The organism is Fulvivirga sediminis, from assembly GCF_016757215.1.
Taxonomy (GTDB): Bacteria; Bacteroidota; Bacteroidia; order Cytophagales; family Cyclobacteriaceae; genus Fulvivirga; species Fulvivirga sediminis.
Genome location: NZ_JAESIY010000002.1, coordinates 468,421 through 485,999 on the forward strand (window position 1 = coordinate 468,421; position 17,579 = coordinate 485,999).

Consider the following 17,579-nt stretch of genomic DNA (forward strand, 5'->3'; position numbering starts at 1 on the left):
ACTTTTATTGCGTTATAACTAAAATTGATTTTTTGTTAAGGCTTATACCTCTTCCATCAATACTCTGCTGGCCATCAGCTCCATTGATTCTATGGCCACTTCGTTTGAATTAGCATCAAAAGTCGGTGCCGTTAGTTTGGTAGGGAAGGCATCAACACATTTCCAGCTCACCACTGTATCACCGTTTTCATCGAGTAAGTGCACGGTGATATCCTTTTTGTCTACACGGTTAAGGGCTACGCTCTTTATCCATTCGTAGAAAACTTCCATGCTCTTCTTTTTAACATATCCCTTTTTCAAAGATATATTTACAGGCTGGATCATTCCAGGCATATACATGATGTTGGGACCGCTTTTTCCTGCTACATTGAAGCTCTCTTTGTAAGTGATGGTTTCATAAGCAAGCTCTAACCCTGATACTTCTGAAAAACTAAAAGACTTATCTCCAATATCTACCCGATAATTATAGATCGGCAAGGGATAGTCTAATCTGATTTGGTCTTTGTCTAAAGCCATTTCTTTATGATTAATATTTTAAGAATAAATGATTTGAATAAGGAGTCATGTTATTATGACTCCTGTAGTTTGTGAGAAAATTTCAAGACAATAAACTCGGCAGGTCTTACCGCAGCTATTCCTATTTCTACTACCATTCGGCCTTCTAAAACATCTTGTTGAGTCATCGTTTTTCCCAAACCGATATTTACAAAATAGGCTTGCTCTGCAGTAGCTCCTGCTAAAGCTCCCTGCTGCCAAATTCCATACAGGTAGCTGTCTATCATAGCTTTTACCTTAAGCCAGGTAGCGGCACTGTTAGGCTCAAATACAGCAAAAGATGATGCTTTCTTGGTAGATTCTTCTATCATATTGAATAGCCTGCGCACAGGTACATACCTCCACTCATTATCATTTCCTGCCAAGGTGCGAGCTCCCCAAATGAGGGTTCCTTTACCAGCGAAACTTCTGATGGCGTTGATAGATTTTCCTGAATCACTATCCAGATTTAGATTTTCCTGATCTGCGTTGCTTATTTTATAGGCTGGTGCGATAACTGCATTTAAGCTTATATTAGCAGGAGCCTTCCATACTCCACGCTCTCTATCTGTAGTGGCATAAGCCCCTGCAACAGCAGCACTAGGTGGCAGAACAATTCGCTGCTTAGCCAGCTCGTTCACTATTTTGCTATAAAGTGCCGATTTCACCCCTTTAATACTTGCCAAATTGGCATTGCCAATGAGCGTAGATTCAAGCTCTATAAATACTTTGGTGCCTACCACCATATCTCCCTCAATGCTAATATCAGCTATATTGAAAAGGCCTTTGTCATTAAAAGCTTTCCAGGCAGTAACTAAATCTTCCGGTTTCACACCATCACCAACATTTCTGATAGTAAGCTGGCTGCCATCTACTTCAAAAGTAATTCCGGTTTCAGTATTACCTGTACCTTGGCTCTGATTCACTCTGAACTTAGGAGCTTCTTGAGAAGAGCCTGCATAAGTAATTTTAATGCCTTCATAATCATAAACATAACTGTCTAAAGATGGTAATCCGGTAATATCAACATCTGTATCGTTATATAGGTATGTTAATGACGTTTGCAAATGAGGCGTGTAAGCAGCGCCATATTTCAGGTTATTAATACCTATGTTATTTCTAAAATCGCCGCCATTAGTATCTGTATCTAATACATCGAAAATACAAAAGCGATCTTTGAGTGTTGCACACTGCGATAGCGCCTGCTTACATATTTCATAGTAATCAGCCTTTGGTAAATCCAAAGCCTCTCCTAGCATAATTAAAGTGGGCTCATCTTCCTTACTTAGTACTTCAAGGCCATTAAGAAAATCACTTTTATCTAAATCATCTCCATGATTACCTACTGATATAATGTAACAAGCTCCACCTCCATTTTTAAAGTAAAAATCAAGCTCATAATACAACTTACTCGTAGGCTTAATAACCTTTAAATCTTTAATAGATTCATCATTATTAATCTCCACTTCAAAAGAAGCGGTATCTGCACCACCAAAAATTTGCTTATACTCCAACATGGTGGATATTCGAATGGCTGTGTTGTCTACATTTTTACCATTCTTGATGGCTCTTTCAGTATAACCGATAAATGCCGGAATGGCGGTAGATACCTCTGCTACTGATGGTGGCAGGGTGGATACTTCCTCGGTATACACATCTGGGGTTTTATAACTTGGCATATAATTATTTGTTTACAATTTTTATTTAAGCATTGGCTCTTATAGCCTTTATAATTTTTATTCCGCTATGACTGGCTGAAGGATTAGGCAAGTGCCTGATAAGCACCTCTCCATCACGTATAAGCTGCAGATTTTTCACTGGCTTATTGCTAGACAGAATGGCTTGCTTAGACTCAAAAAGAGATAAATTCAAATCAGGGTAATTGAGCTGTAAGGCATGGGCTATTAAGTCTTCCTCTGCTCCTGGAATCTCTTGCTGATGAAATGTGAAATGATTATTTCTATCCTGTATGACCAATTCCGTATTTGAATTATCTGAGAGTAAATAATAGCGCCACTTTATGGCCGGAGATTTTAATACAGCCCTAAAGGTTTGCATTCCTCCTCCTATTGATAAATCGACTACATTAAGTGCTACACGACCTACCAGCGGATAACCTTGGTATTGACCCGCCGCCACCACGGATGACACCTCCAGCACCACCTCTTGGGTTTTAACTGTAGGGTTAGTAAAAAGAATAATTTCACCCGCCTTTAAATCTCCAAGATCAGTATATAATTGATATGCGGAAGATTTAGGAAAAAGATCAAATTGAAATTTCTCTATGGCATCCACCACTTTATGAACCTTACCCTCTTCATTAGCATGAATATAAACCCTGAGCCCATTTCTAATAGGCCTTACTCTGAAGTGAGATTTGTCTAATAATTTTAGTGTATCAGCTGTAGGCTTTATAGTTAAGTCTACAGAGCCCGATGTAAAATATTGGTGATCAATAATGATTTCAAATAACTCCTTATACATTACTTAAAATTGTTTACCTCCAATATTGACTTGAATGTCGGACAAGTCTTCTCCCACGTATTCTATACTTTCTTCATCTAAATATTGAAGTAGACGAACTCTGTAAAGTACTGATGGTAAGTATGATGTACTCAAAGAGTGCCAAACCTGATTTTGCTCCTCTAAGGGTAAAGAGACCATTTCCATGATCAACTTTTCAATGTTTTCATCAGCCAGTGCAGGCGTGTTTAATTGATTATAAACCCTGTTAGATTGAAAACACTTAATAACATAGGAAAGGAACGTGAGTGCTTGCGTATAGTCGCTAAACTTGGAAATAAACAGCACAAGAAGCTCTATTCTTATTTCAGGGTTAAATTGAGTTTTGATTCCATTTTTTGTAACGCCAGCATACTGATCAGGATTTCTAAAAACTCTGTCTTCTGACACATTAATAAGAAAAGGGGTCACGCAATTATTAGAAAACGATATTGGGTCTGACATGCCACTATCAATGAATCTTACGAGATCAGCATCCTCTGCTGTCTTCACCTTGAAGTACTCATTGAGCTTCAATTTTAAGGTATCTAAAACGGTTTGGATCATCACTTAATTATTTCTATCTCCTCACTATTACTATCACACAACCAGATAATAAACAGCGATATTGTTAATTATAATCTTTGAATTATTACAATAGCAAATTTACCGCTACAAAGACAATTCAACTATCACAATTCCGACAATAACTATCACATTTGCGACCACCAGAAAAAAGGAGCTGTAAAAACCCGACATAAGGAAAATAAAATCACGCATAGACTACTATAAAGCAATAAAAACGATCGATTTTGATTAGATCACCTATTTTGAATACAAGACGAATTACTAGCTAGTAGAATAAATTTATAATGAGCCTATTCGGAATTAGAGGAAATAAGCACATTTACGCAAAAAATAAAATAAATAAAAAGAGTAAAAATAATCATATTTAAACCTACTCTGATTTCACTTCTTTGGCGAGATTCATTATCGGCCTTAATACCAGTAGATGAACTAGCCAGATTAAGATCAAAGCTTTTAAAAGTAGATGCTTTGGTATTAAATTTTGAAAATCTTTGGATATAGAATAACCAGCGTTAAAGCCTAAAATTTGAAACGCTGTTATAATTACTCCTTTAAAAATGAAGGCACTAAAAGGCGTAAAAAAATTAAGCCGCCTCAAAATTTACTTTTAAGACGGCTCTCTTTGAATGTATGAGTCTATTAACTCATTGTAAGGATCTTCTTATTTTTTTACTATTCTCACAGCCTTTTCTACGTTATACCCATTGATTCTGAGAATATAGATTCCGTCTTTCAGCTGGCTCACATTAATTCTGCCTTCCACACTGTCATTAACGCTACCTTTCATCATCACATTTCCAGCATAATTGATGATTTCATATTCAAAAGCTTCGTTGTAGTTATTTAAATGAACGTTAATATACTCAGTGCATGGGTTAGGGAATGTTGTTACTGTCACAACCTTGCGTATCTGCTCTCTTTCTGGGTATACAGCTATTACTCTGCTGTATTCATACTTACCATCATAATCTAGCTGGCGTAAGCGGTAATAATAGATAGGTGCATCTTCAAAACTGTTATCGTTGTAATGATACTGCTGCTCTTCTGATGTAGTTCCATTTCCCGCTACAAAGCCTAGCACCTCGAAGTTTTTGCCATCTGTTGATCGTTGTACTTCAAAACCATCGTTATTTACTTCAGAAGCAGTAACCCAGCTTAGCAGGATATGCTCTTCTTTAAATACTCCTTCGAAAGAAATCAATTCAACAGGTAGTGCTGTTAAGGCATTGTAAAGATAATCAGGTGTACCTGTTTGGCCTCCAGAGAAATCATCAGACCAGATATTATTACCATTAGAATCTTCGTCTGCGGTAAGTGTACCATCGTCATCGTCATCATTATCACGATAATTATACATTCCATCATTATCTATATCTGTCAAGGCTGCTATTCTTCCGCCGGCATCTCTATCAAAGGCATCTAGTATACCATCGGCATCACTATCTGCAAAACCTTCAGCTGCCTCTAAGAAGGTATTAGCGTTATCATCCCAGTCTGCCACACCATCACCATTACTATCATGCGCCTCTATGATATCTCTTATACCATCGTTATCAGAATCAGCATCCAGATAATCCGGCGTACCATCATTGTCCGTATCCGGTACAGCCAGGGCCAGGTCAGAATTATTTTGATCCACGCTATTGCCTAGGCCATCACCATCAGAATCAGAGAAATTATCAAGAATGCCATTACCATCTACGTCTGTTCCTCCTGCTTCTACCAGATCAGTGATACCATCATTATCTGAATCTCTATCATAGATGTCTTTTAGTCCGTCAGAATCAGAATCAGGATTTGATAAAGGTGTATTATCTGTAGCATTAGCAAAGCCATCATTATCCGTATCATTATTTTTGACGTAGGTGGCAGTATAATTACCCTGTCCTGTCATGTTAGGAGGTAAAGTGCCTCCATTAGCCTCCAATGCGTCTACCAGGCCGTCGTTATCGCTATCCAAATCCAAGTGATTAGGCACACCATCCAGATCATAGTCCGTCTGATCATCTACACCATCATAATTACTATCTGTGAACCCGGCATAGTCAGAATCTCTATAGTTTGGAATGCCATCGTTATCAGCATCTGCATCAGGGTCGGCTCCATAAGAAGCAGGCAACTCATCAGCATCAGCTATTCCATCGTTATCATCATCATTATCAACGTCATCCGCCACACCATCAGCATCTTTATCCTCAATACACTTATTGAAATTATAGCCTACTGCATCTAAGTATATAGTGCCTGCATCTCTTCTAAAATACATATACCTTGCTCCCTCTACTGGCACAGTGTAGTTATATATTGTCCATTGATTTCCTCCTGCATTATCCGTAAAGGTTGTATTACCTGTAAGATTAATATACCCATTGTTCACCTCTTTGCTAGAAGCCACCGTCATTCGATCTCCACTACTGGTAACCATATAAATTTCTATCGTTTCTCCAGCCGGTACAAACTCTTGTAAATCCAGGTACATGTAGTCTCCAACCTGAAAGGTACTTACCGTACCAGTAGAACCATCAAAATCAGCTGCGCCTAGAGAGTTATTAGGGTTAGTTACACCATTATTAAATAGCACTGAAGAAGCGTTGCCTACAATATTTCTTTGCACATAGCCCCCTCCACAAGGATTAGTAGTGGCCTCTAGGTAATCTGAAACACCGTTAGCAGGATCAGCATCTACTGTTTCATTTTCAGTAAGTATATTATCATCATCATCATCATTATCCCTAAAGTCAGGATCTCCGCTGCCATCAGTATTTTGGACCGCAGCTGCTATACCTCCGTTGTCAGGATCATAAGCATTATCCAGCCCATCTCCATCTGTATCTAAACCGCTAGCAGTACGATCTGCAGTTCCATTAGAGTTGGCATCATGCGCTTCTACGCTGTCGGCCACACCATCATTATCACTATCGGCATCTCGGTAGTCGGCAGTGCCGTCTGCATCAGCATCATAAGGAGTGAAGGCTGTGCCTCCGTTATCAGTATCATAAACATCGTCTAGCCCATCGCCGTCAGTATCAGTGCCAGTGGGTACAACATAAGCTATAGATGACTGACCTTCCACGTTATCCGTAATTCCATCTCCATCACTATCAGCATCCAAGTAATCTGGCAAAGCATCTCCATCGACATTGCTATAGCTATCGTTTATGCCATTAGCATTACTATCATAGGCTCCAGCCTCGTAGCTATCTAAAATACCATCTCCATCTGAGTCAGCATCCAAGTGATCTTCCACACCATCGCCGTCTGTATCTGCGGTCAAAGCAGTACCTCCGGTAGAAGGATCTACATCGTCTATCAAACCATCTCCATCCGCATCATTAGCACTGGCATAAGCAGCAGTAAACTGTCCATCTTCAGTCATATTAGCAGGCAATGCACCTCCGTTGGCCTCTACGGCATTAGGTATGCCATCATTATCAGCATCTAAATCCAGATGATTAGGTATTCCGTCTTGATCAATATCAAAAATATCGTTTATTCCATCAGTATTAGCATCTACAAAAGCTCCTTTGGTGGGGTGTATAAAATCACTGTCCAGATAGTTTGGTGTTCCGTCACCATCTGCATCCGCTCCAGGGTCTACGCCAAAGCCCTGATCAACATCTGCTATTCCATCATTATTATCATCAATATCAGCATCAGCACTAACACCGTCACCATCCATATCATCAGTATAAAACAGATAGTCAGGTGTAGGGGTACCACCTTGGGTAAAGTCATTAGCATAATCGAAATCATTATTAAAATCTTCGTTAGCCGTTAAAATACCATCATTATCATCGTCATTATCCCTCCAATCTGGCAGGGTATCGCCATCCGTATTTTGTAGGGGTGCAGGACTGCCCCCATTATCCGCATCAAACATATTGGCCAAACCATCACCATCCGTATCTGTATTATGATTAAATAGACTAAACTGCCCATCACTATTAGCGTCATTGGCCTCAAAAATATCTCTTAGTCCATCTCCATCAGAATCGCCATCAACAAAGTCATATTTTCCATCACCATCAGTGTCTTGTAAGACTATGGCACCACTGCCACCTACGTCATAAGCATCATCAATACCATCACCATCACTATCACCCCCAGTCTCAGCCCTATAGCTTACTGAGCTCTGCGCTTCCACATTATCCGGAATACCATCTCTATCGGAATCTATGTCTCTATAATCTGATAAACCATCGGCATCAGTATCAGTAATTACGAGTACATCTCCATTATCAGTAAGGTCATAATTATCATTAATACCATCATTATCTGCATCAAAAAAGTCATCTGCCCTACCATCTCCATCAGCATCTATGGCTCCGGCTTCTATAGTATCAGGTATGCCATCTCCATCACTATCAGCGTCTAACATATCAGGTATACCATCACCATCGGTATCATAATTAGCTAATGGTGCACCTCCATTATCAGCATCCAAGTCATTGACTACTCCATCAGCATCGGTATCATTAGCCATAGCATAAGCCACATCATAGCGGCCATCAGCCGACATATTACTAGGCAGCACACCTCCATTAGCCTCCACAGCATCAGGTATACCATCATTATCAGAATCTCTATCCAAATGATTAGGTATTCCGTCTAAATCAGCATCATAACCATCATGAATACCATCTCCGTTAGCATCAGCAAAGGCGGAAAAATCTGTATCCATGTAATCAGGAATATCATCGCCGTCTTCATCTGCTCCAGGATCTACACCTCCGGCTTCATTGATATCAGGAATACCGTCATTATCATCATCGGCGTCATCTACATTAAGCACATGGTCATAATCGTTATCCGCTCCACACCAATAAAAATCATGTATACCGATGGTCTGAAAAGTAGCTGGTGTATAATTATTGTATAAAAACACCAATGAATCGATGGTTTCAGGTACGGTAATAGTTACGTTACCGTCAGAAGTAGCATTGTCAGCAAAGCCTGTTCCCAATACCGTGTTATTACCAATAAAAGTATTAGCCGCTGAAGTGATCACATCTCCCGCCACCAGTGTTACCAGCTTACCATCTGAATAACCATTTATAGTTAAAGAATCCTGAAAAACACCTTGATCAACATCAAAAATGGTGAAATTAAAAGAATACGTAGGCTTACTAAACTTAAATGTGGCAATAGCATACTCATTTCTATTATCTATGGTTTGCTCCCACACTATGCTTTTTATACCCTGAAGAGAGTTAGAAACCTCAAAACCACTTACATGACCATAAATATCTATGGAACTGATACTAAATTCCACATCACTCACCGAATACGTCTGATTTCTCGGATCAGTACCTAACGGATAATCATCCCAATCCACCACGTAAGGTGTTATACAATTTTGTGCTAAAGATTTACCCGAAAATAGGAAGATAGCCAACCACATTAATATCTGAATCCTCATTTCCTTACAATTTAATTATTATCATACATTCGGAAAGACAGGGTGCCAAAATCAGACCTAACACATAAAAATCTAATTATCAGTTATTTAAAAAATAAATAGAGTAATTAAAATTCCACCCCATGGAAATCAGGTACATATAGTACAACCAAGTACAATTAAAATACATGAGTAACTAATAACTTCAATGAACTCATTAGCTATGCAATGAATAGATGAAATACTTAAAAAATTAATTCAATCAGTTTCGAATAATTACTGCTACTTTTGCCATTAGGTTAAATTCGACTTTCACAAACCTGCTATGAATAAAAATTTTATGATAACCATTAGTGCTATTGGCATAGTCGCCATATCATGCTTTTGGATAGTAAAAAACCTAAACATTAACCCTTATCATGAGGTAGGCGAACCTATTGACAGCCTGAATCAGGTAACCGTATTTTATAATGGAGGGGTGAATCATGTACTGGAAAGGAACCTTACTGAGGACGGCTATAATTTAGGCTTGAAATACCAGTGCGTAGAGTTTGTAAAGCGATATTATTATGAGCACCTGAACCATAAAATGCCAGATAGCTACGGTCATGCCAAGGATTTTTTTAATGAAAAAATAAAAGATGGAGCACTTAATCCCGCTCGATATTTAACCCAATTCACTAATCCGTCTTCCAGCCGCCCTCAGATGAATGATCTGATTATCTTTAAAGGCCATTGGCTTAATAGGTATGGCCATGTGGCTATTATTAGCAAAGTAGCTGAAGACCACATAGAAATCATACAACAAAACCCCGGTCCTTTTCAGCCTTCAAGAGAAATTATTGAACTTAAAGTTATAGATAAAGAAAATTGGGAGGTGCAGGATAAGAAGGTTATAGGCTGGCTTAGAAAAACTGACTAGCGACAAGTATTCTGTATGCCCCATACAATAATTAAAAAGCCACAGGCTGAAAAGACCTGTGGCTTTTTAATTATAGAACTTCGATTCTATTAATAAGTGATAATTGGCGTCCTTAGTTTTTCAAGGTAACATGCACCGATTTCAAATCCTTATCATCCGAACTATTACCATACAGCAATTCATATTCTCCCGGCACAATGGCCATTTTACGTTGTTTCCAATCATAAAATTCGAAAGATGAAGGTGGCAGCTGAACGCTCACTTTTTGGGTCTTGCCTGCCATAATTTCGGCTCTTTTAAATGCCTTCAGGGTTTTGATAGGACCGTCTACATCATTTACTTTTCTCACATACACCTGAACTATCTCAGTTCCATTCATTTTCCCTGCATTTTTTACTGGCACAGTCAACTCAAGGGTTTCATCTACCTTCGCTGAAGTTTTGCTTAAAGTAGCAGAACCTATTTCAAATGAAGTGTAGCTCAAGCCATACCCAAATGGGAAAAGAGCATCTTGCATGTAGCGGTAGGTTCTGCCTTTCATAGAGTAATCTTCAAAATCCTTTAGCTGATCAGAGCTTTTGTAGAAAGTAATGGGAAGCTTACCAGAAGGGTTATAATCACCAAAAAGCACATCAGCAATGGCCTGCCCGCCAGACTCACCAGCATACCAGGCCTGCAAAATAGCATCGCAGCTCTTCGTCTCCGGAGTTAGCGCTATGGCCGACCCCGAGCAGTTTACAAATACAATTTTCTTACCTGCCTCTTTCAAAGCTTTCAAACAGTTTCTTTGCACGGCCGGCAAATCAATATTAGTACGATCACCACCTTTGAAGCCTGGATATGAAACAGGCATTTCTTCGCCTTCTAAATTACCTGAAAGGCCTCCCACAAAAACCACCAGATCAATTCCTTTTAGTTTTTTAATCAGCCCTGAATAATCCACATCTACCTCTTTACCAAAATCAAACTCCAGATTGGCCTGCCAGTTATTTAACTGGGTATACCTGATTTCAATATTATATTTTTTACCCGATTCGAAGGTATAAGCTTTCCTTGAAGGAAGCGTACGCCAGTTACTATACATTTGTACCGTATCTCCATTTACCAAAAGCTCGAAATGGCCTGTAGCCCCCGTTTTAAAAACTAATTCTTCTGTCTTCTCGGGTACGAACTCCGCTTCATAGAGAGCGGAGAAACCTTCCAGCTTTACCCCTGAGGCAAACTCATGCTGGCCGGCGGTAGTCAACTTCAAAGGATTGGTAATTTGCACTGTAGTCACCACCTCTCCCGTGTAGTCAGGAGTGTTCCAATATGTGGCCTTAAACCCTTTTTTACCTTCAAAAGAAGACTGGTCGAAATAGCTTTGCGTTACCTTGTCTTCTACCAAATCACATCCTTTATCATAAAGTATTTGCTTGTTTGATAGCTTGGTCTTTATACCATCCAAAATAGAAATGGTACGTACCGGGGTGCCATTGTAGTTACCCCAAAGCATGGGTTTATCCGCTGCATTGGGGCCTATAACAGCAATCTTTTTCGCCGATTTTGACAACGGCAAAACGTTATTATCATTTTGCAAAAGTGTCATACTCTGCCTTGCCATATCAAGAGCCAGCTGGCGGTGCTTATCGTTATTAAGAATGGAAGGCGGAATCTGTGCCCAGGGAACAATATCATCATTATCCATTTCTCCCAGGTCAAAGCGTCCCATTAAAACACGCATCAAACTCTCATCCACTTCTTCTTCGGTTATTAACTGACGCTCCACAGCTTCAGGCAATGTTTTGTAAGGATAATTCTCCCATACGCATTCAACATCTGTACCGGATAAAACGCCTTTTGCCGCAGCATGTACTGGCGTGGAAGACACTTTGTGACTGGTATAAAAATCAGTGATGGCTCCGCAGTCAGACACCACCAAATGCTCAAAGCCCCACTCATCTCTTAAAATGCGCTGCAGTAACCTGGTGTTACCACAGCAAGGCTCATCATTAAGGCGCTGGTAGGCACACATCACCTGCCTCACATCTGCCTCCTGTACCAATGCTTTAAAAGCCGGAAGATAGGTTTCGTATAGTTCTCTTGGGTCAACATTATTGAGATTAAGTTCATGCCGGCTCCACTCTGGTCCGGAATGCACCGCATAGTGTTTGGCACAAGCCAGCAGCTTCTTATAACGGGCATCAGCAGGGCCCTGGAGCCCCTTCACTACAGAAACACCCATGCGAGACATGAGGTAAGGATCTTCACCATAGGTTTCTTGTCCTCTCCCCCACCTGGGGTCACGAAAAATATTAACATTGGGTGTCCATACCGAAAGGCTGAGAAAACGTTTATTTTCATTTCCCTGATCAATCCACTGATTATATTTGGCCCGAGCTTCATCAGAAACGGCATCGAAAATTTCATACACCAAATCATCGTTAAAAGAAGCAGCCATACCGATAGGTTCAGGAAATACGGTAACATTGTCATTATTCGCGTAGCCATGTAAAGCCTCACTCCACCAGTTGAACTTTTTGATACCCAACCGTGGAATGGCGTCTGATTGATCACACATCAGTGCTGCTTTTTCTTCCAGTGTTAATCTTGATATCAGGTCTTTCGCTCTTTCTTTAGAGCTTAGTTTAGGATTTTGAAAGGGTAATTCTTGTGCATACGTGCTTATAGCTATCAGTAAGCTAGCTGCAATTACTATTGCTTTATTCATGTATTTTTTATTCTTTCTGAGGCGCATTATTGACGAGATCAACTTAATGCCTGCCTTTGGTTTATTAAATAGTTTGTAACATCCAGACTTACATTCCAGACTTAGACTTATGAAAATCATTCACCTCTAACCAATACATAAATGCATCAAACCAACGGTTACTGGTTTTATCTGGGTTTCCCAGGCCAAAACCATGTCCTCCATTTTGATAAAGATGAAACTCAACCGGTATGCCGGCTTTGTACCAGGAGTCTATTACTCCAAACTGCCCCATAAACAGAAAATCATCAGTAGCTATAACATTGAACATAGCCGGAGCATCTTTAGGCACTTCAACAGCCGCCATACCACCATATATAGGCGCGATAAAGGCTAAATCCATGGTCTTGGAGTTGAGTGTGGAATGCATAGTGAGGCCTGCACCGGCAGAAAAGCCCATCATGCCTATCCTTTTAGTATCAACTCCCCACTCTTTAGCCCTTTTCACTATCATAGCATAGGCTGCCTCAGCATCTTCTAGTTGGTTAGATAAGTCTAACGGTAAACCAGGACGTGCCGAATCACTCTCTTTCGCATCATCAGCCGGTGGATCAAAAGCATGGTTCATCCATGCCGTAAAGTCATCAAGAGATTTTGGTGTAGGATGTAAGCGGTATTTAAGCACAAAAGCATTAATTCCCTGTTCGGCAAGGGCCTCTGCTACCTCCCATCCTTCGTTACCCATAGATAACCACCTGAAACCACCCCCTGGTGCCACTATAACAGTAGCTCCTGTTGCCTTTTCAGGGTCAGCCAAGAAGGGCGTAAGCGTAGCAGCTGTGATATTTCTGGCCATGGGATCGCCCCATTGACGAAACCAGGTTTCTGATGCCGGCTGCTTGTCCACTCCTCCGGTTTTTAGCGGAATAGCATTGGGCTCTTCAGGATTTTTCAATGCATAGATGGTTCCATCTTGCGCCATTGTAGCTTGAACTCCAAATAGCAAAAAACTCAAAACTGAGATTTTTACCAGATTTTTTAAATAGTAGTACATAATCAAGGGATTTGATAAGTTGATATTGTGGTTTAGAATGCAGCGTTATAATGAAATTATCTTTATTATTTCCATAATAACTTACTTATCAAATATACATGAATAGTTAATCATTTTTTATAGGAATATCACAAAATAAAGAGAATAGTGACACGGAGAATTAGAGGTGACTGAAGGGCTTAAACCATGAAGAAGGAGGGTTTCATTTTGCATACTAGATGCTTATAAATGCAGTGCGCGTTCGTAGCCTGAGGCTACATTTTCCATTCAGTTTATATGTTGATTGAGTGAAGTAGACCTGGATGAGCGGAATTTATACATGACTCTTTAGCCCCAAAAGCATCCAAAGGCACCTTCATCTACTTTTTCAAAAATTCCTGGATGGTCTTAACAGCAGACTTGGGATCATAACCATGCCATTTAAGATCTGATCGCATCAATAAATTTTCCAGATATTTTGTTCTTTCACCCAAGAGGCTTTAGCAACATCACTTTCAATTTTATCTTCTTTATTCATCGAATTTGCACGAATCTCAAAAATGATGATACTCTGATTCTCGATTTTGTAATGCAAGTCCAACTCATGCCTCATGTGTTCGAGAGGCTAAAAAAACCTACATGATGGCGCAGAACAAGTTAGGGTAGAAAACCCTGATGGGTAAGCCCACAGCCTTCTCCAAAACCCCCTCCCCCACAGCTTAACTCAGGGACTGAACAAACCGAGCTTCAGAGAAATATGCGAGAATCATAAGACGGGTGGCTTGATAGCCCACTCTGACTCAATTTAAGTCAGAGCGGCCTATTAAATGGTGTGTGATTTCCTTCAAACCAACGGAATACTATTTCACTTTTGTTAATTCCTTTAACTATGAATTAAGGCTAAATCCATAGCCATAAATTTTTGGGTTAAATGGGGCAATCGCTTCCCTCACTTGCTCTGAGAGGTCTCCGTAAAATACCAACTCCAGATCATGACCTAAAGCGAAAAGACCTCCTAGCTCATCTTGTAAGTTCCTCATATGCTCCATCATCGCATTTGAATCTGTGTAAGATTCACGCACTTCGCATTCAGTTTCATCATCGCTAAAAAACCAGTCGTACGCCAAAGTGCCTTGATCTTTTTCCTTTACAAGGTCAACGCATTTTCTAGAAATCTCTTTAAATTCTTCAGACTTACCTGGTTGTATCTTAATTTTTGCAGAAACGTGTATAGTTTTCATAGTATTGCCTTTAATTGCTTTTCAATTTGGGTTTAACGTAATAAAACAGCATTTTGTATAATAAATAAACAAATAATCAATTTATATCCTATCATATAAATTCAGTATGGCTACAGCTTCCATTTCAGGCCATGGCAGCCGTACGCTTTCTTAGCTCGGAACTACAATTATATGCCTAAATATCAGAACACTTTGGTAGATTGAGATATATCATTTGATAATATTGCTTGATCAGGTAGACTGATTTATATCATTAAATTGAGATAGGTCTTAACAAGCAAAAGCTACATTATTAAAGGCACACCCTGGCTCCATTAGAGTCACGATGCGCCTCAATTATGCACATTCATATTTATTCTGCTATTTAATGCAGTAAAATGTTTAGAAAATTATGAGGCCTTTCACACTTATCCATTCCCCAAGATATTGATCTTATTGAATTTTAAATACAACAGGAGCCACTAAATCTTTATTATCAGGAAGTGTAATGGTTAATCCTTCATTACCAAACTCATATGAAGCAACCTCACCTCCCAGCATCTCAACTTCATCATAACTTTCTTTATAATATTGGCTTGTTTTCGACAAGGATTTAACAACTACACGCTGCCCTTGCTCAGGTAATTCCATAACCACAGCATAAAGAACATCTCCTTTTGTGGTAAACCTGATATCTGCAGAAGTGTATGGCGCTCCTTTATTTTCATTGAAGCCTTGAGCATTAATTGGGTTGGCATTTTCTGCTTTTGGTCCCTCACCATACACCTGCCAAGGGCGAGTTTCAAAAATACTCTCACTATTAATATCCATCCATTTGGTGATATTTTCCACTATTTTCAATTCTTTTTCATCAATAGAACCGTCACCACGAACCGGAACATTCAACAAAAGATTACCATTTTTACTCACAATATCTACCAAAATCTGCATTACGGTTTTGGCCGACTTGTATTCATCTCTATCATACAGCCCACGATCATAATGCCAGCCTCCAATACAAGTACAAGATTGCCATGGTTTTTCCTGAATAGTATCAGGGGCACCACGCTCAACATCCCAAACCATGCACTCTTTTTGATCATCTGTAAGTATTTTACCAAAAAGAACAGCTTCCAGTTTACCATTATTCTGCTGCATATTGGTATTATAAAAGTGCGCCGCTACTTCTAATCCTACGTTACTTACAGGCCATAAAGGCAGTCCCGTGTCATCGAAATAAATCAAATCGGGCTTAAACTGGTTAATCATATCCACCGTACGGTTATAAAAGTTTAAGGCATACTCCTCTGACGGAACAGTAGCTCCGTTTTCCCAATCCCATTGATTATGAATGCTGCTTAAATCTTCGCTATTCTTACTTAAAGGATGATTTTGAGCATAAAGATTTTGAGGATCTAGTCCTTCCCACCATTTACCCTTACCATCGGCTTTTGTTAAATTACCATCATACGGAACGCCCGCATACTCACCTTCTTTGTCAGTCAATTTTGATGATTCGTACCATCTCCAAGCATGTGCAGAGTGTATGCTTACACCAAAGGGTAGATCATTATTTCGGGCAGCTTGAGCCCATCCTGCCAATATATCTTTTTTAGGACCCACCGCCACAGAATTCCATTCTTGATGCTTACTATCCCACATATCCAGATTATCATGATGATTCCCCATAGCAAAGAAATACTTTGCTCCGGCCCTTTTATATAAAGCAACTAATTCTTCAGGATCCCATTTCTCTGCTTTCCATTCATTGATAACATCTTTAAAACCAAATTCGGACGGATGTCCGTAGTGTTCCAAATGGAATTTATTTTGCCAATGTCCTTCAGAATACATGTGCCTGGCATACCAATCACCCGCCTCTGGTTGACACTGAGGGCCCCAATGTGCCCAGATACCAAATTTGGCGTCGCGAAACCATTCTGGTATCTCATACTGCTTTAAAGAATTCCAGTTAGGCTCAAAGCCTCCTGTCTGCATTTTTTCTTTTGGATTATCTTTACATGAAATCGTTAAAACAATACATACAAAGACTATAAAACCTCTCATTTTCATCCTCTATTCATTTAGTAATAGTTTGATTTAATATAGTTTTAGCTACTAATATACATTAGTAAAGACTCTCCACCACCTGCAACTAAAGGTTTTGTAAAATGACCGTTTTAGCGTTTTAAAGCTGAGCTAAGAAATGATAGGTATAACATCAAGTTTTCTGCTAAACCAGAGTGTTTTTTAAGTCAAACGTGTATTCACAGAAATGAACGCCTTATTCATGGTGATTATCATCATTATCGCTATTCGACACCAAATACACCCTCCATGATTTCAGTTTCTCCTAAACATTAGAGATACCGTATTAACGGCTGTGGAATGGTGTTTGATTCTATGCTATTCACATTAGTCATTAAATCGATAAGGCTGCGATTTGAGTCATTTATCAATTCATGTAAATTATGTTGAACCATATCTTCACTTTCTTCAAAATTAAGCGAATCAAATTTTCCAGTGAATTCAAAACAAACTTCACTACAGCCCCCTGCATTAGGCCCTTGCCACAAAACGTACTTTTTATTTATAGCAATCACTTTACAGGTTGATTTACTTCATTTAGCTAATTTGCTTACAATAAAATTTTGTAGATCAGATAGAGAGTATGACTCTAAATTCACATAAAG

The 17,579-nt window shown here is 39.4% G+C and carries 11 protein-coding genes; 1 reads left to right on the plus strand and 10 read right to left on the minus strand.

Annotated elements, in window-relative coordinates; all coding sequences use genetic code 11:
• Positions 1-42: 42 nt before the first annotated feature.
• The 5 genes from JL102_RS05330 to JL102_RS05350 all read right to left on the minus strand — a co-directional run bounded on the left by JL102_RS05330 (position 43) and on the right by JL102_RS05350 (position 9,043).
• Positions 43-516, minus strand: coding sequence for a phage tail protein (locus JL102_RS05330; RefSeq protein ID WP_202243210.1), 474 nt, complete (start codon positions 514-516; stop codon positions 43-45).
• A 53-nt stretch (positions 517-569) separates the two neighbouring features.
• The gene (locus JL102_RS05335; RefSeq protein WP_237390407.1) at positions 570-2,213 is read right to left on the minus strand and encodes a phage tail sheath family protein; all 1,644 of its coding nucleotides are present in this window, start codon (positions 2,211-2,213) and stop codon (positions 570-572) included.
• Between the two features lie 25 nt (positions 2,214-2,238).
• Positions 2,239-3,018, minus strand: coding sequence for a hypothetical protein (locus JL102_RS05340; RefSeq protein WP_202243211.1), 780 nt, complete (start codon positions 3,016-3,018; stop codon positions 2,239-2,241).
• A 3-nt stretch (positions 3,019-3,021) separates the two neighbouring features.
• On the minus strand, positions 3,022-3,603 hold the full coding sequence (locus tag JL102_RS05345; RefSeq protein ID WP_202243212.1) for a DUF4255 domain-containing protein: 582 nt from the start codon (positions 3,601-3,603) through the stop codon (positions 3,022-3,024).
• 682 nt (positions 3,604-4,285) lie between these two features.
• A complete protein-coding gene (locus tag JL102_RS05350) occupies positions 4,286-9,043 on the minus strand; it encodes a T9SS type A sorting domain-containing protein (protein ID WP_202243213.1) in 4,758 nt (1,585 codons plus the stop codon).
• A gap of 304 nt (positions 9,044-9,347) precedes the next feature.
• Here JL102_RS05350 and JL102_RS05355 point away from each other — a divergent pair, with 304 nt between their 5' ends.
• Positions 9,348-9,944: a CHAP domain-containing protein gene (locus tag JL102_RS05355; RefSeq protein WP_202243214.1), complete on the plus strand. Its 597-nt coding sequence runs from the start codon at positions 9,348-9,350 to the stop codon at positions 9,942-9,944.
• Positions 9,945-10,056: 112 nt separating this feature from the next.
• On the opposite strand, the gene xyl3A is transcribed toward JL102_RS05355, so the two are convergent.
• The 5 genes from xyl3A to JL102_RS05385 form a co-directional block, all read right to left on the minus strand.
• A complete protein-coding gene (gene xyl3A, locus JL102_RS05360; protein WP_202243215.1) occupies positions 10,057-12,654 on the minus strand; it encodes a xylan 1,4-beta-xylosidase in 2,598 nt (865 codons plus the stop codon).
• An 88-nt stretch (positions 12,655-12,742) separates the two neighbouring features.
• Positions 12,743-13,687, minus strand: coding sequence for an alpha/beta hydrolase (locus JL102_RS05365; protein ID WP_202243216.1), 945 nt, complete (start codon positions 13,685-13,687; stop codon positions 12,743-12,745).
• Positions 13,688-14,123: 436 nt separating this feature from the next.
• Positions 14,124-14,279, minus strand: coding sequence for a DUF3024 domain-containing protein (locus JL102_RS24215; protein ID WP_202243218.1), 156 nt, complete (start codon positions 14,277-14,279; stop codon positions 14,124-14,126).
• Positions 14,280-14,553: 274 nt separating this feature from the next.
• On the minus strand, positions 14,554-14,907 hold the full coding sequence (locus JL102_RS05380; RefSeq protein ID WP_202243219.1) for a putative quinol monooxygenase: 354 nt from the start codon (positions 14,905-14,907) through the stop codon (positions 14,554-14,556).
• Positions 14,908-15,339: 432 nt separating this feature from the next.
• Positions 15,340-16,959 (minus strand): alpha-L-fucosidase, encoded by a 1,620-nt coding sequence (locus JL102_RS05385; protein ID WP_202243220.1) that lies wholly within the window; start codon positions 16,957-16,959, stop codon positions 15,340-15,342.
• Between the last annotated feature and the right edge of the window lie 620 nt (positions 16,960-17,579).

Bases quoted from the DNA above. Each gene is read 5' to 3' on its own strand.
- JL102_RS05385 (WP_202243220.1), bottom strand. From the start codon at position 16,959: ATGAAAATGAGAGGTTTTATAGTCTTTGTATGTATTGTTTTAACGATT.
- JL102_RS05330 (WP_202243210.1), bottom strand. From the start codon at position 516: ATGGCTTTAGACAAAGACCAAATCAGATTAGACTATCCCTTGCCGATC.
- JL102_RS05380 (WP_202243219.1), bottom strand. From the start codon at position 14,907: ATGAAAACTATACACGTTTCTGCAAAAATTAAGATACAACCAGGTAAG.
- xyl3A (WP_202243215.1), bottom strand. From the start codon at position 12,654: ATGAATAAAGCAATAGTAATTGCAGCTAGCTTACTGATAGCTATAAGC.
- JL102_RS05365 (WP_202243216.1), bottom strand. From the start codon at position 13,687: ATGTACTACTATTTAAAAAATCTGGTAAAAATCTCAGTTTTGAGTTTT.
- JL102_RS05355 (WP_202243214.1), top strand. From the start codon at position 9,348: ATGAATAAAAATTTTATGATAACCATTAGTGCTATTGGCATAGTCGCC.
- JL102_RS05340 (WP_202243211.1), bottom strand. From the start codon at position 3,018: ATGTATAAGGAGTTATTTGAAATCATTATTGATCACCAATATTTTACA.
- JL102_RS05350 (WP_202243213.1), bottom strand. From the start codon at position 9,043: ATGAGGATTCAGATATTAATGTGGTTGGCTATCTTCCTATTTTCGGGT.
- JL102_RS05335 (WP_237390407.1), bottom strand. From the start codon at position 2,213: ATGCCAAGTTATAAAACCCCAGATGTGTATACCGAGGAAGTATCCACC.
- JL102_RS24215 (WP_202243218.1), bottom strand. From the start codon at position 14,279: ATGAGGCATGAGTTGGACTTGCATTACAAAATCGAGAATCAGAGTATC.
- JL102_RS05345 (WP_202243212.1), bottom strand. From the start codon at position 3,603: ATGATCCAAACCGTTTTAGATACCTTAAAATTGAAGCTCAATGAGTAC.